Source organism: Bacillus sp. AFS055030, assembly GCF_002574545.1.
Classification (GTDB): domain Bacteria; phylum Bacillota; class Bacilli; order Bacillales; family Bacillaceae_G; genus Gottfriedia.
Window position 1 is genome coordinate 150753 of sequence record NZ_NUGT01000017.1, and the last position, 15022, is coordinate 165774.

The 15022-nt window shown below is 34.3% G+C and carries 14 protein-coding genes; 10 read left to right on the forward strand and 4 right to left on the reverse strand.

What is annotated here, in order from left to right:
• Positions 1-54: 54 nt before the first annotated feature.
• Complete coding sequence (eno, locus tag CN925_RS07410) at positions 55-1350, forward strand: phosphopyruvate hydratase (protein WP_098845614.1); 1296 nt, start codon at positions 55-57, stop codon at positions 1348-1350.
• A 345-nt stretch (positions 1351-1695) separates the two neighbouring features.
• Positions 1696-2946 carry an MFS transporter gene (locus tag CN925_RS07415; RefSeq protein ID WP_098845615.1) on the forward strand — a complete coding sequence of 417 codons (1251 nt, stop codon included), beginning with the start codon at positions 1696-1698 and terminating at the stop codon, positions 2944-2946.
• 82 nt (positions 2947-3028) lie between these two features.
• Here CN925_RS07415 and CN925_RS07420 read toward each other — a convergent pair whose 3' ends face one another.
• Positions 3029-4270, reverse strand: a complete 1242-nt coding sequence (locus CN925_RS07420) for a helix-turn-helix domain-containing protein (RefSeq protein WP_098845616.1) — start codon at positions 4268-4270, stop codon at positions 3029-3031.
• 433 nt (positions 4271-4703) lie between these two features.
• Positions 4704-6371, reverse strand: a complete 1668-nt coding sequence (locus tag CN925_RS07425; protein WP_098845701.1) for a M4 family metallopeptidase — start codon at positions 6369-6371, stop codon at positions 4704-4706.
• Positions 6372-6676: 305 nt separating this feature from the next.
• On the opposite strand from CN925_RS07425, the gene CN925_RS07430 reads away from it, so the two are divergent.
• From CN925_RS07430 to CN925_RS07440, 3 genes are all read left to right on the forward strand, one after another.
• Positions 6677-7342 (forward strand): DUF4047 domain-containing protein, encoded by a 666-nt coding sequence (locus CN925_RS07430; RefSeq protein WP_180232888.1) that lies wholly within the window; start codon positions 6677-6679, stop codon positions 7340-7342.
• Positions 7314-7856, forward strand: coding sequence for a signal peptidase I SipW (gene sipW, locus CN925_RS07435; RefSeq protein ID WP_483295175.1), 543 nt, complete (start codon positions 7314-7316; stop codon positions 7854-7856). The genes CN925_RS07430 and sipW overlap by 29 nt, the downstream gene beginning before the upstream one ends.
• A gap of 84 nt (positions 7857-7940) precedes the next feature.
• A complete protein-coding gene (locus CN925_RS07440) occupies positions 7941-8549 on the forward strand; it encodes a TasA family protein (protein WP_098845619.1) in 609 nt (202 codons plus the stop codon).
• Positions 8550-8650: 101 nt separating this feature from the next.
• Here the strand turns inward: CN925_RS07440 and CN925_RS07445 are convergent, their stop codons facing one another.
• Positions 8651-9217, reverse strand: coding sequence for a DUF2238 domain-containing protein (locus CN925_RS07445; protein ID WP_098845620.1), 567 nt, complete (start codon positions 9215-9217; stop codon positions 8651-8653).
• Between the two features lie 202 nt (positions 9218-9419).
• On the opposite strand from CN925_RS07445, the gene CN925_RS07450 reads away from it, so the two are divergent.
• The 3 genes from CN925_RS07450 (at position 9420) to secG (ending at position 10881) form a co-directional block, all read left to right on the forward strand.
• Positions 9420-9641, forward strand: coding sequence for a hypothetical protein (locus CN925_RS07450; protein ID WP_098845621.1), 222 nt, complete (start codon positions 9420-9422; stop codon positions 9639-9641).
• Positions 9634-10563 (forward strand): alpha/beta fold hydrolase, encoded by a 930-nt coding sequence (locus CN925_RS07455; protein ID WP_098845622.1) that lies wholly within the window; start codon positions 9634-9636, stop codon positions 10561-10563. Before CN925_RS07450 ends, CN925_RS07455 begins: the two co-directional genes overlap by 8 nt.
• Before the next feature lie 84 nt (positions 10564-10647).
• On the forward strand, positions 10648-10881 hold the full coding sequence (gene secG / locus CN925_RS07460; RefSeq protein ID WP_025569105.1) for a preprotein translocase subunit SecG: 234 nt from the start codon (positions 10648-10650) through the stop codon (positions 10879-10881).
• Positions 10882-10992: 111 nt separating this feature from the next.
• Here secG and CN925_RS07465 read toward each other — a convergent pair whose 3' ends face one another.
• Positions 10993-11484 (reverse strand): DinB family protein, encoded by a 492-nt coding sequence (locus CN925_RS07465; RefSeq protein WP_098845623.1) that lies wholly within the window; start codon positions 11482-11484, stop codon positions 10993-10995.
• Positions 11485-11750: 266 nt separating this feature from the next.
• On the opposite strand from CN925_RS07465, the gene CN925_RS07470 reads away from it, so the two are divergent.
• A complete protein-coding gene (locus CN925_RS07470) occupies positions 11751-12491 on the forward strand; it encodes an alpha/beta hydrolase (protein ID WP_098845624.1) in 741 nt (246 codons plus the stop codon).
• A 65-nt stretch (positions 12492-12556) separates the two neighbouring features.
• Positions 12557-15004, forward strand: a complete 2448-nt coding sequence (gene rnr / locus CN925_RS07475; RefSeq protein ID WP_098845625.1) for a ribonuclease R — start codon at positions 12557-12559, stop codon at positions 15002-15004.
• The last annotated feature ends 18 nt before the right edge of the window (positions 15005-15022 follow it).

The window sequence follows — 15022 nt, forward strand, 5'->3', positions numbered from 1 at the left end:
AATATAAAAAGTTAATAAATATGCGTAAAACGCAACAAAAGGAGAGATTTTATTATGTCAATGATTATTGATGTTTATGCTCGCGAAGTATTAGATTCTCGTGGTAACCCTACTGTTGAAGTAGAAGTTTATACAGAAGATGGTGGCTTTGGCCGTGCACTAGTACCAAGTGGAGCTTCAACTGGTGAATATGAAGCTGTTGAATTACGTGATGGAGACAAATCTCGTTACCTTGGTAAAGGTGTTGAGAAAGCAGTAGCTAACGTTAATGATATTTTAGCTGAAGAAATCGTTGGATTCGAAGTAACTGATCAAGTTTCAATCGACCGTCGTATGATTGAGCTAGATGGTACTGAAAATAAAGGTAAATTAGGTGCTAACGCAATCCTAGGTGTATCTATGGCAGTAGCTCGTGCAGCAGCTGATGAATTAGGTTTACCATTATACCAATACCTTGGTGGATTTAATGCAAAACAATTACCAGTTCCAATGATGAACATCATCAACGGTGGTTCTCATGCTGATAATAACGTAGACTTCCAAGAATTCATGATCTTACCAGTTGGTGCTGATAGCTTTAAAGAAGCAATTCGTATGGGTACTGAAATTTTCCATAACCTTAAAGCTGTATTACATGACAAAGGTTTAAACACAGCTGTAGGTGACGAAGGTGGATTCGCTCCAAACCTTGGTTCAAACCGTGAAGCTTTAGAAGTAATCATGGAAGCAATTGATAAAGCTGGTTACAAAGCTGGAGAGCAAGTATTCTTAGGAATGGACGTTGCTTCTTCTGAATTCTTTAACAAAGAAACTGGTAAATATGATCTTGCAGGTGAAGGACGCACTGGTGTATCTTCAGCTGAAATGGTTGATTTTTATGAGCAACTTTGCAATGATTTCCCAATCCTATCAATTGAAGATGGTTTAGATGAAAATGACTGGGATGGTCACAAATTATTAACAGAGCGTTTAGGTAGCCGAGTACAATTAGTAGGTGACGATTTATTCGTTACAAACACTAAAAAATTAGCTGAAGGAATTGAAAAAGGTATTTCAAATTCAATTCTTATCAAAGTTAACCAAATCGGTACATTAACTGAAACTTTCGATGCAATCGAAATGGCTAAACGTGCTGGTTACACAGCAGTAGTTTCTCACCGTTCTGGTGAAACTGAAGATAGCACAATCGCTGATATCGCAGTTGCTACAAATGCTGGTCAAATTAAAACAGGTTCTGCTTCTCGTACAGACCGTATTGCTAAATACAACCAATTATTACGTATTCAAGACGAGTTAGGCGAAAGCGCAGTATACCAAGGTTTAAAATCTTTCTACAACTTAAGAAAATAATTGAATCAAAACTAAGTGCATTAACAAAAAACATAATCCATTATAGACACGTTAAAAAGAGAAGGATCGTCACCTTCTCTTTTTTTATTGCTTTTAAAATTTTTTATAATCCTTGATTAATGAGTTGTATATATTGTTTCTATGAAATCTATTAAATCTTACTTAATAATTGTTTATGTAAGTGTTCATCAGCTATTTAATTGATCCGTTAGATATTTTTTGCATTTGTAACAAATAGGATTGATTATTAAATAATCCTAATGTTAATATAAAAATGAACGAACATTAGTTCTTATGTTAAATTGAGATGATTTCGGAATTATTTAAAATAAGAAAGGGGAAAAAATGACTAAAACTATTCCAACAGCTTCAAATCCTTCAATGGCTTCTTTGTTAAAAAATCCTTTTATCCAGACGATTCTTTCAGCAGGTTTATTTATTCAAGTAGGTATTTGGATTCGCAATTTTGCAATCTTATTATTTGTTGTGGAGAAGACAAATGGTGATGCAACAGCAGTATCATTGATTTCAGTAGCTGAATTTGCTCCAATTTTTATATTTTCTTTTATCGGTGGAACTTTTGCCGATCGTTGGAAACCAAAGCGTACAATGATTTGGTGTGATCTTTTAAGTGCTATATCGATTTTTGTTATTCTATTAGCACTATTATATGGAACTTGGAAATTTGTGTTTTTTGCTACATTAGTTTCAGCTATTTTGTCTCAGTTTTCTCAGCCTTCCAATATGAAATTATTTAAAGTTCATGTACCAGGTGAGCAAATGCAAGCAGGTATGTCTTTATTTCAAACAATGATGGCTGTGTTTATGATTTTAGGTCCAGTATTAGGTACATTCGTATTCCAACAAGCTGGAATGTATGTTTCGATGGGAATTGTAGGCATTGCATTTCTTATGTCAGCTTTAGTATTAACAAGGTTACCTAAAGATCAAGAAGAAGAAAAAGCAGAACATACAACATCAATATTGGAAGAAATGAAGTTAGGATTCCAATACGTTTGGTCTCGAAAAATTCTTGTCTATTTAGGTGGTCTATTTGCAGCAGCAGGATTAGGTATTGGCCTAATTCATCCTCTAGCTATCTTTTTAGTCACTGAACGTTTAGGATTAGATAAGGAATATTTGCAATGGATATTCGCTGCAAATGGAGCCGCTATGATTATTGGTGGTGGCCTAATAATGGTCATATCAAATAAGTTGGCACCGCATGTTTTATTATTGATCGGTATGGCAGTTAATGCGATCGGAATATTTGTAATAGGTTGGTCTCAGATGTTCTGGCTAACGCTTGTTGCTGAATTCTTTATCGGACTATTTATGCCTGCATTGCATATTGGTATTAATACAATCATCTTAAAAAATACTGATGAAAAGTTTGTAGGCAGGGTAAACGGTATATTAACACCATTATTTATGGGAGCTATGGTCATTACAATGAGCTTGGCAGGAGTTTTAAAGGAACATTTTTCTTTAATCTCTATTTATCAAGCTTCAGCATTTTTATTCGTTATTGGAATCCTCATTATGGTACCAATGTTCAAAATTATGAAGAATGTCGTAGTTGAGGCAAAATCATAATGCTACATTTAAAAAACCTGATTCTATATACAATCAGGTTTTTTTGTATGTAAAAGTCCATTTAACATTTTGTGTTTGTTTTCTATTTTATAAGGATTTTAGAAATTTGTACGACTTTCTCATGATGTTCCAACTTTGAATAGTGATCATATAATTCCTTAGCGTATTTGTTTATATAATACGTATGTTCATTTAATTGGAAGTATGGTAGCACATCCTTTTCTATGAAGCTAAAATACTGTTCGGATTTATTCTCTAAACGAAGGATCAGAAGTTTGAAAACTAGTTGATAAAAGCGATTTCTCAATTGTTTTGCTAATAAAACTCCTTCTTGTGCCTTTTTCAGCAATCCTTTTTTTGGCCGTAGCTTTCCTTCAAAGCTACTTTCCACGCAATTAAATAGGCGATTAAGATAGGAAAGTGAAGCCTTTTCTGACATTCGAAATGCTTCTTTATAGTATTTATACGCACTTGCGTAATTTTTTCTTTTAAAATGTTCAAAGCCTAAGTTGTTTAAAAGCATTCCTTTTTCTTCATGAGCATGAAGTAATTCACTTTGAAAAATTAGATTTTGGTAGGAATCCGTCAACTCTTCTAAATCTAAGTGCAGATCGTTTCCAATTTGTAAAAGTAATAGTGCTTCAGTTTTGATTGCCATTAACGAGTTATTCGTTTCCCTAAAATACCGAAGTGCTTTCTCTGCATACGCATAGGCCATTACTTTAGAATCGATACAGTAATATGCTAAAGCCAAGTCATAATGATATTCTAGATTACCATACTCATCCTTATTGATTTTACGCAAGATTTTAATAGCTTTTTGATGATTTTCATTCTTTAAGGTAATGCAATTGCATAAATAATAAATGCCCCATACATGATACAGTAAGTTTTTTTCGTAAGGACTAAGAATAGGATATTCTTTTTGAACTTGCTGTAAAATGGTAAATGTTTTTTCAAAATCTTCCTTTATAATAAAGTATCTTGCTTGAAGTAGCTTATAAAAGACAGCGTATTTAGAAAAGACAATCGTCGGGATTTTTTCCAGATCGTAATAAGTTTCCTCCATTTCTTTTATCTTTCTCATAATAATCGCCTTATGCCAACGGTGAAGGTGATTTTCCATATTCTCAAGGCGGCCGATTTCTTCTTTTATATTTATGTTCAAACGTTCTGATAATAATTCGATAATCTCCGAAGAGCAGGCCGTTTGACCTCGTTCAATTTTACTTACGTAAGAGAGGGTGCAAATGCCTTTGCCTAATTGTTCTTGCGTAAGGCCGATTTTTTGCCGATAAAATTTAATGATTTCTCCCTCTAACATTTAACTCGCTCCTTCTTCTCTAATAAAACTGATGATAAAGTTTAAAAATATAACAATGAAGTAAAGGTGAGTGGAAATAGTGCGTTCTATACTTCTGATTATTACGAATTTTTAATTATAATACAATTGGGTTAATTAATACCAATAAATTAAGGGTTTTCCTTTCTTGGATTAAAAATATATGATTTTTTATTACAAAATGTCCCAATTTTTTTGGAGAAAATGATAATTTCTGTAACTATATTGCTAGTCGGAAGTAAAAAGAGAGGGGAAATAGGTGATTAGATGAATCAAAAGTAGGATAAAAAATATTCTTATGAAATGCAAATAGGTTGTATTGGTGTTAAATGTATTTTGTAATGGTTCTCCTTTTGCAAAATGGAATAGCCATGAATGAATAGAATACACTCATGGCTTTAAAAAATTTAGAAGATTAGTAGACTCCTACAGAAGAGTATGCGTCCATGATCGCCTTTGTTTCCGCAGATGGTGAACCATTTTTATCTGGATACAAGTCACGGGACGCTTGGATTGCAGCCTCTCTCATATCTTTGAATCCAGAAGATGATGTTAAGTAAAATGTTAAAGCACGGTAATAGATTTTTTCTGCTTTACTTCTACCAATGGAGTTGATCGTATATCCGTTATTTGTGCCACCATTTGTAATTAAGTAAGCTGCTTTGTTATTAATGCCGCTGTTTATATGAACTCCACCATTATCTAAAGTACCCATGTAGCGGTCTTGATATGTATCAGGGTAATAACCTGATGGCATATATTTTGTACTAACTTTCTTAGAAGCCGGGTCACTCATCGAACGAAGACCACCATCATTTGGAATGTTAGGGGTAGTTATATCTTCACCTAGATCCCACTCATTTACACCAGTAGTGTATTGTTGCGTGAATTCGCCAAAGATGTCAGCTAATGACTCATTAATTGCACCGGATTCATCTTGATAATTTAAGTCCGCCGTATTTGTAATGATACCATGAGTCATCTCGTGACCAGTAACATCTAGCCCACCAGACATTGAACCATATTGAATACCATCGCCATCTCCGTATAGCATTTGAACTCCATTCCAAGCAGCATTATTCCACTTTTGTCCAACGTGAACAGAACTGATTAAAGTCATCCCTTTATTATCTAAACTATTGCGTTTATGAATATTTTGATAGTATTTGTTAACTTTATCAGAGTTTACGTGAGCTGAGACAGCTGCAGGATTAAGGAACATGTTATCTGTTCTGGTTGTTGTCACTTCCCAACCTGTAAATCCAAAAAGAGCTGAGAAGATATTGAAAAGAGTTTCATCTGTTCGATGAGCGTCAAAAGTAGCAATCGGTACAGCAGTAGGTGCAGCACTAGATCCAGTGACAGAAGCACCGTATAAATAGCTTGTTCCAGTTGAAAGGTCCTTTCCAACAGGGAAAGATTGCATTTTTCCATGTGCATCTAAGCCTCTTGCCATTACTGGTGAAAGCGAAGCTGGATCCACTAAATTATCAATCGCATCAAAGCTATTAATTACTTCTCCATTTGTAGCATCTACGAAATAAAAGAAGTAGCCAGGTGCAGGTTTGGAAGTGGATGCTTTTACTAAATAAGTTAAGTAATTTTTTCCTTCATAAGGATAAATCGTTAATTGCGTATTGATGCCGTCATAGTTTTTGACAGTGCCAATTTGTGATTCAATACTTTCTTTAGCAGTTGCTACAGCATCTTCTTCGGAAATAGTCGCTTCAGTCGGGATAATTGAGCGGGATAATTTTTGTGTAACGTTACCAAAAGAAGCATACACATTATTGTTTGCATCTAAAGCCACAGTTTGTCCTGATCCATAAATAGGAATACCCTTATACTGTTCTATGGTTCTTACATGATAAGTATTTGCCTCTCTGTCAGCTTCTGAACTAATAATTTTAAATTGTTCCCATGCAGACCCAGATCTAGCGAGACCGTCTACTTTCGAATTTAAATAAGCTTTTACAATTTCTTCCTTACTCAAAGATTGATTAACTGTTGCAGCGCTTGCTTTTACATTTACAAATGAAGGTAAAGTTGTTAACCCTCCACCAAAAGCCACCGTTAAAGCCATTACAGCAGGAATTGATGCTTTTTTACTTATTCTTTTCTGTTGCTTCTTTTTCAATAAACTCACTCCTTATGCGAAAGTAATGTTGAAACAATTTAAATTATTGGGAAAATTTTATGTAAAATCAATCGTTTTCAAGAAACTTCGGTTTGAGATAATTTTTGCCTGTTTTTTAAGGTTTTTTTTAAGTTTCGATTAAATTCACCAAATTTCTACACCGTTTTTAATTAAAAATTTCTCGATTTCAATTTTCTGATTATTCGGTAATAATGAATGCAAATAGATTTGTTTTGAAGAGGGGATTAAAAGTGAGGCGAACATTCCATAAAACCATCTTGTTTTCTAGTTTATGCTGCCTGTCATTTTACACAGGATCTCAAATAGTAGGTGAAACGAAAGCTTCATTTTCAAGTCAAATTTCTACAAAACCTATTACAGTAGCCGCAGCATTTGTTTTTCCAGCAACGATCGAAAAGTTGAATAAGCAAGCAGAGATTCTGGAAAAACAGATGTTTGGAAATTATGAATTGATTGTTGTAAGTGCACCAAAACAATCATTACAAAAATTGCATGACAGACTTACTGAAATGACTGAGATTGAACAAAGATTACACCAACAATTGAATAGTTTACAGCTTGTGTATGATGAATTGTCATCTTATCACAATAGGTTGCAGGATCAAAAAACTACTGGAAATCAAACGTTCAGTTACGTGCGTGAAGGATTTCAAAATGTAGAACGTATTAAAAAAAAGGTGCATGAAGAAATTGACTTTCAAAAAATATCTGTGATGCATTCTTCTGTTATGTTGCAAATAAAGGAGCTAGAAGAAAAGGAAAAAGGCTCTGGAGATGATCTACAAGGACATGGTGTAGCTGAGAATCCAGTAAGCAACAAAGAAACAGAAAAGAACTCAAATATGGACAAGCAGGTGAAAGAAATTGATAAAGAAAACATTGCGAATAGTAAATAGTCTAGTAGGAAGTATTTTCATCGTTTTTGTATGTATATTAGCATTTGTTGTTATTTCTTCTAGAATTGCTGGAGGAGAACCTACAATTTTAGGTTATCAAGTCAAAGTCGTTTTATCCGGATCAATGGAACCAACATTCCAAACAGGATCTATTATCTCTATTAAAGTACGAAATAACCATTCTACTTATCAAAAAGGAGATGTGATTACATTTCGCAAAGATAAGGAGTTAATTACTCATAGAATTATTGACATACAAAAGAAGAGTGGAAAAGTCCTATATAAAACAAAAGGGGATCATAATAACGCTCCTGATTTATGGGAGATTTCCACAGAGGATATAGTTGGTCAGTATACGGGCTTTACAATGCCATATATTGGCTATGCATTGGATTTTACTAAATCCAAAGAGGCAGGTGCTCTTTTATTGATTGTACCTGGCATACTCATGCTCATATCTGCAACTCGTTCAATTATTAGTGCAAAAAAAGAGTTGGAGATAAAAGAAGCGTAATAATCCTGGTTAAATCTCGTGCGTCACCTTACGAAACACGCACGAGTTTAATATATTTTTTACATAATAGAGGAGGATTTTATAATGGGTTTTACACAAAAGATTACTAAAGGTGTTATGACTGCAGCGCTAGGGATGTCATTAATCGGTGGAGGAACATTTGCATATTTTAATGACTCAGTTGATACACAAAATACATTTGCAGCAGGTACATTAGATTTAGGAATGAATCCAAATGCTGTTGTTAACATTAGTAATATCAAGCCAGGAGATGAAATTTATCGTGAATTTACATTAGAAAACAATGGAACATTACAAATAAGTAAAGTATTATTAGATACAAAATACAATGTTGAAGACGTCAAATCTGATAACACGGAAGATTTTGCAAAAAATATTAAAGTGACAATTATGTACAACACAAGTAGTGCGACTAACACTGTAGTTGAAACAACTTTATACGACCTTCAAAGCCAACAACCAGATATTACAGCAATAGATACTAGTATTGGAACAAAGCCAGACGGCATTGTACCTGGCGATAAGGAAAAAATCTTCGTATTATTCGAGTTCATTGATAATGGGAAAAATCAAAACCAGTTCCAAGGTGATAAGCTGCAAGTAAATTGGACATTTAATGCACAGACAGAAGGTTCAACTTATCATGATGACACGGATCCAGATAGCAACTAATAGGTAGAAAAAGCAGGGAATAAGATAATGAAAAGACCCACAAGGATACTTGTGGGTTCTTTAATGCTCTAAGATTTGAGTTATTGGTAGCCTGACCTAGCTTATCTATTCCTTTTCGTCCTTCTTGCATACCCAAACGCGATAATGAGTGCTCCAATTGAGTCTGCAATTAGATCTGTCATTGTATCAAAATTCCCTCCACCTTGAGTCCTAGTTCCAAAGAATTGATCCATACTAAATTCCCAAATTTCCCATATTGCTCCGCAAAATACACCAAAACAAAATACAAATAGGAAAACGAATCCGGTGGACATTTCACTCCGAGACTGATTGGTTGTCAATTTTCCCATCAAATCAATTGCTAAGAATGCGACTAGCGTGCCACTTAGAAAATGTAAAAACGTATCCCACCAGCCAAAACTATAAAATCTAAGCATTGAACCAAGACATAGGGACCCAATTAAAAAAGCAAAATAAGAAAAAATAAACATAAATGCAAATCGAATTTTTAAAAACTTATCTAATATGAGCGGCACAAGTGCACAAAAAAAGCCACCTAGTGCGATTGGATACCGATAAGAATCATCTTTCAAGAAGAAAATGACAAACAAGACAAGCATTACAATAGCAAAAACAACGCTTAAAATTGTTTGTATGCCTCTTTTCATTTCGAATCCCCCATTCATTCTGTTTTATCTTAATTCAAACATCAATATGAAACGTGTGAAGTTAAAAATCCCATTATCATAACTTTGACAAAAAAAGTTCATCGAATTGATGAAAAATTGTAAAAAATCAACCTATAGAATATGGAAATTTGAATTAGTATTGAATTAAGGATATAAGTAGCAATTAGTTGGGAGGATAATTATGAAATTTTTCGCATACTTAAAAGATTATATTTGGTATACTATTAAAACATATTTACTTCCATTTATTATTGTTATTCTTTCAATAGTAATTGTTTTTTGGAGATTATTAGGTGATGAATTTTCTTTTAAATACATACGATTAGAAATAATCTATTTCTCTTGTTTTTTCTTATTAGTATCTTTTACAACATATGAGATGAAGGGGCATAAAAATGAATAATTGGGAAGGATTAATTTCGGCGGAGGATCGAACAAAAATCTATTTGCGAAAATATATTCCTGCAAAACCAATTGCTGTGATTCAAATTGTTCATGGAATGGCAGAGCATGGTGGAGCTTACGATAAGTTTATAGAATATTTAGTTGATAATCAGTTTGCAGTCTTTATTCATGATCAAAGAGGTCACGGGAAAACAGCAGCGATTGAAGATGATCTAGGTTTTTTTGGTGAAGAAATTGGCTGGGATGAAGTTGCTAAAGATATCATATTTATCAGTAAGATGATCAGAAAAGAAATAAAAGATATCCCTTTAATTCTATTTGGACATAGTATGGGATCTTATTTAAGTAGACGAGTAGTTCAATTAAATGGAGAACTATATGATGGGCTAATAATTTCTGGTACCGGATGTGATCCAGGAATACTAAGAAAATTAGGGGTTTTTATTTCAAGTGCAGAGGCATTCTTGATTGGTGCCAATAAGAGAAGTAAAATTTTAGACTTTTTAACATTTGGAAACTTTAATAACCATTTTAAGTTTCCTAAAACAAAATATGATTGGTTAACAAGAGATGAAGCTGAGATTAATCGCTATATAAAAGATCCATATTGTGGTTTTATTTGTTCTTCAAGTTATTATCGTGAATTGTTGAAAGGGATCGGGATTATCCATCGTAAAGAGGAAATAAAGAAGACACCAACTTCTTTGCCAATTTATATTTTTTCTGGAGACAAAGATCCAGTTGGTCAAAAGGGTGAGGGTGTAAAGAAGGTTTTTGAGCGATACAAAGAGATTGGCTGTACAAATATAAAGTTGAAATTGTATGAAGAAGGTCGCCATGAGATGCTTCATGAAATCAATAAAGACGAAGTTCATAACGATATAAAAAATTGGATAGAAGAAACAATCTTAAATCATTAAATAAGTGTTGTACTCTCATATTGAAGTATAGTACTCTTCATAGTAGAATAGGAAGTAACAGTATTTTACTGTGGAGGTGAAGAAATGCATACGTTTTTATCTGTACTTTTAATAATTGTTTCAGTACTTATGATTGTTTTAGTTCTACTTCAATCTAGTAAAAGTAACGGCCTATCAGGTGCGATATCTGGTGGTGCTGAGCAACTGTTTGGTAAGCAAAAAGCTCGTGGTTTTGAATTAGTTTTACAAAGAATAACAGTTGTTGTAGCAGTTTTATTCTTCATTCTAACAATTGCTGTAACATATTTTAAACTGTAATAAACAAGCTGCCGAAATGGGTGGCTTTTTTATTTTGGTTAAGTAAAATCATTAGGATAAAAAAATACAGCCAGGTTTTTGGCTGTATTTTAGTATGTAGAGATCTAAATATTAACCTTTCATTGCAGCCCATTCTTCTTTACTTGGACCGTACATTCCTGGTATAACTAGTCCAGCTTGACGCATTAATACAGTCATTTGCCCACGGTGATGCGTTTGATGTGAAATTGCCATGCGAAGTAATGCATGGATCGGCATTTCAAGGAATCCAAATGCGTTAATGATTTGATTTAAATCTTTTTCTTTCCATTCTTTTTGTGCTGCTTCAGTCATAGCTTTACTAGCTTCTGCGTATTTTTCAGTAATTTCCTTTGCAGTTGCAGGCATTTCTTCTTTACTCATCGATGCCTCAAATTGTAGTCCTGATTGTGAAATGATCGCTTTAATTGCTGTAGTTATATGCCAAGCTAATTCACCTAAAGAGCTAAAATCCTCACCAATTGATTGATCAAGTGATTCATCTGTCATAGCATTTAGTAATTTGATTGTGCTAGCTTCTTCCATTTTCCATTCAGTAATAAATTCTTCAACATTATTAAACATAATGTATCCTCCTTTTATTGGTTAAATTACCAACATTATTATTACCACACCTTTCATTAAATCATAACTAGTTAATTAAAAAAACTGTTTATTGGTAAATTCTTCAATTGGAAGGTAAAATAAAAGGACAATTTCTTTACGTAAAATTAGGTAAATATGATGATTCAATATTTATACCAATTATTAATTTAAATAAACAAAGTATTTAAAGATAAGATAAGAGTAACGAAAGAAAAATGGATAGAAAAGTTTTGGAGTGAGTATATATGAGAGTAACAATGCCGAAGCCATTTACGTTTGAAGGTGGAGATCGAGCAGTTTTATTATTACATGGATTTACAGGACATTCTGCGGATGTTCGAATGCTTGGCCGTTTTTTAGAAAAGCAAGGTTATACTTGTCATGCACCGCACTATAAAGGACATGGTGTACCACCAGAAGAACTTGTTCATACTGGACCAGAGGACTGGTGGAAAGATGTAATGGAAGCTTATCAATTTCTAAAGGATAAAGGACATCAAAAAATCGCAGCGGTAGGTCTTTCTTTAGGAGGAGTATTTGCACTAAAGCTAGGTTACACTGTTCCATTGAATGGTATTGTCACGATGTGTTCGCCAATGTACATAAAAAGTGAAGAAATTATGTATGAAGGTGTCTTAGCTTACACAAGAGAGTTTAAAAAACGTGAAGGGAAATCACCTGAACAAATTGAAGTAGAAATGGAAGAGTTTAAAAAAACGCCAATGAATACATTAAAAGCTCTTCAAGGTTTAATTAAAGAAGTGCGTGAAAATGTAGATACAGTTTATGCACCAACGTTTGTCGTACAATCTACTGTAGACGAGATGATTAATACTGACAGCGCAAATATTATTTATAATGAAGTGCAATCTGATCAGAAAAAAATAAAGTGGTACGAAAATTCAACACATGTTATTACTCTTGGACAAGAAAAAGACTTACTACATGAAGATGTACTAGCATTTCTTAATGAATTGGAATGGTAGAATGAAATCTTTCTGGACAAACTTAAATTATATACCCTTAACAGTTAGAAAAAGGAGGGAAAAATATGAATCAACAATGGAAAGAAAAATTATTAGAATTGATGAAAAGTGAAGATTATAAGCCTTTAAATATACAAGGAATAGAAGAGGCTTTGGAGTTGACAGATGCAAGTGACTTTCGAGAAGTAGTAAAAACGCTCGTTATTTTAGAAGATGAGGGTTATATTGTACGTTCTCGAAATAATAAATATAGTTTACCTGATCAATCTAATTTAGTTAGAGGTAAATTAACTGGACATGCGAAAGGCTTTGCGTTTGTCATTCCAGAAGAAACAGGTGCAGAAGATGTATTTATTTCACCATCAGATTTAAATGGTGCCCTGCATGGCGACATCGTTTTAGCCCGTATTACAAAAGAAAAAAGTGATGCACGTAGAGAAGGGACAATTGTAAAAATTGTTGAACGTGGTCAAACGAAAATGGTAGGTACATACCAGGCTCAGAAAAGTTTCGGTTTCGTTATTCCGGATGATAAACGATTCGGAAGTGATATTTTTATAACAAAGAGTAATTCTCAAGGGGCAGTGGAAGGTCACAAAGTTGTTGTAGAGCTTACTCAGTTTCCTGAGAATGGGAAAAATGCAGAGGGTATAGTAGTCCAAGTACTTGGACATAAAAATGATCCTGGTGTAGATATTCTATCGGTTATTCATAAGTTTGATTTGCCTCAAGAATTCCCTAAGGAAGTAATGGATCAAGCGAATGCTGTACCGGATGAGATTGATGAATCAGCTATTGGCACTCGTCGCGATCTTCGTGATGAACAAATTGTAACGATAGATGGTGCAGATGCAAAGGATTTAGATGATGCCGTTACAGTAACAGCGCTTGAAAATGGCCATTACAAGTTAGGGGTACATATTGCAGACGTATCATACTACGTGACAGATAACTCACCGATAGATCAAGAAGCACATGATCGTGGAACAAGTATTTACTTAGTTGACCGAGTTATACCGATGATTCCACATCGTTTATCTAATGGAATTTGTTCATTAAACCCAAAAGTAAATCGATTTACACTTTCATGTGAGATGGAAATTGACCATAAAGGTGATGTTGTTAAGCATGAAATTTTTGAGAGTATCATTAAAACAACTGAACGAATGACATATAGCGATGTAAATAAAATACTAGATGAGCAAGATACCGAATTACGTGAACGGTACGAACCGTTAGTTCCAATGTTCGAGGAAATGGCTAAGTTAGCGAAAATTTTACGTAATAGACGGATGAATCGTGGAGCAATCGATTTTGATTTTAAAGAATCAAAAGTATTAGTTGATGAAGATGGACACCCAACTGATGTCGTCATTCGTGAGCGCTCAACTGCTGAAAAACTAATTGAAGAATTTATGCTAGTTGCGAATGAAACAGTTGCCGAGCATTTTCACTGGCTAAATGTACCATTCATGTATCGTGTACATGAAGATCCAAAAGAAGAAAAATTACAACGATTCTTTGAATTTATTGCATCATTTGGATACACAGTAAAAGGTGCTGGAAATGAAATTCACCCGAGAGCGTTGCAACAAGTTCTAGAAATGGTTCATGGGCAACCAGAAGAAACGGTCATTTCAACAGTAATGCTTCGTTCAATGAAACAAGCGAAATACGAGGCTGATAATCTTGGTCATTTTGGATTAGCAGCGGAGTATTATACTCATTTCACATCACCGATTCGACGATATCCGGATTTAATTGTCCACCGATTAATTCGTAAATATTTAATCGAAGGAAAAATGGATAATGAAACAAAACGTGAGTGGGATGATAAATTACCTGCTATCGCTGAACATGCATCCAATATGGAGCGTCGATCAGTTGAAGCAGAAAGAGAAACGGATGATTTGAAAAAAGCAGAGTACATGCTTGATAAAATTGGTGAAGAGTATGATGGTATTATTAGCTCTGTAACAAATTTCGGTATGTTTATTGAACTGCCAAATACAATTGAAGGATTGGTTCGAGTTGCTGATTTATCAGATGACTACTATAACTATGATGAGCGTTCTTACGCAATGATTGGTGAAAGAACAGGGAAAATCTTCAGAATTGGTGATGAAGTATCTGTTCGAGTAGTTAATGTTAATAAAGAAGAACGAGCAATCGATTTTGAAATTGTCGGTATGAAATCAAACAAACCTCGGAGAAGCGGCGGTAGAGGACCGGTTAATCTTGGTGGTGGCTCTGGTTCCGGTGGCGGTAGAGGCCGAGGAGGACGCGGCAGAGGTTCTTCAGATCGGAATGGAGAAAGCTCTCGCAGTGGCCGTTCTCGTGGAAGACGTGGTGGTGATAGTTCACCTCGAAATGATGAGAGAGAAAGCGGACGTGGTGGTAAATCATCAAGAAATAAACGCGATGATCGTTTTAATCCAACCAAAAGCAAAAGTAAGAGCAAAAAGAACAAACCTTTTTACGAAAAAGTAGCAAAAGGCAATAAGAAACGATAGTAAGTAACAAGCAGTGGA

Coding starts and splice junctions, on each gene's coding strand:
- eno (WP_098845614.1), top strand. CDS start 55: ATGTCAATGATTATTGATGTTTATGCTCGCGAAGTATTAGATTCTCGT.
- CN925_RS07415 (WP_098845615.1), top strand. CDS start 1,696: ATGACTAAAACTATTCCAACAGCTTCAAATCCTTCAATGGCTTCTTTG.
- CN925_RS07420 (WP_098845616.1), bottom strand. CDS start 4,270: ATGTTAGAGGGAGAAATCATTAAATTTTATCGGCAAAAAATCGGCCTT.
- CN925_RS07425 (WP_098845701.1), bottom strand. CDS start 6,371: ATGGCTTTAACGGTGGCTTTTGGTGGAGGGTTAACAACTTTACCTTCA.
- CN925_RS07440 (WP_098845619.1), top strand. CDS start 7,941: ATGGGTTTTACACAAAAGATTACTAAAGGTGTTATGACTGCAGCGCTA.
- CN925_RS07445 (WP_098845620.1), bottom strand. CDS start 9,217: ATGAAAAGAGGCATACAAACAATTTTAAGCGTTGTTTTTGCTATTGTA.
- CN925_RS07450 (WP_098845621.1), top strand. CDS start 9,420: ATGAAATTTTTCGCATACTTAAAAGATTATATTTGGTATACTATTAAA.
- CN925_RS07455 (WP_098845622.1), top strand. CDS start 9,634: ATGAATAATTGGGAAGGATTAATTTCGGCGGAGGATCGAACAAAAATC.
- secG (WP_025569105.1), top strand. CDS start 10,648: ATGCATACGTTTTTATCTGTACTTTTAATAATTGTTTCAGTACTTATG.
- CN925_RS07465 (WP_098845623.1), bottom strand. CDS start 11,484: ATGTTTAATAATGTTGAAGAATTTATTACTGAATGGAAAATGGAAGAA.
- CN925_RS07470 (WP_098845624.1), top strand. CDS start 11,751: ATGAGAGTAACAATGCCGAAGCCATTTACGTTTGAAGGTGGAGATCGA.
- rnr (WP_098845625.1), top strand. CDS start 12,557: ATGAATCAACAATGGAAAGAAAAATTATTAGAATTGATGAAAAGTGAA.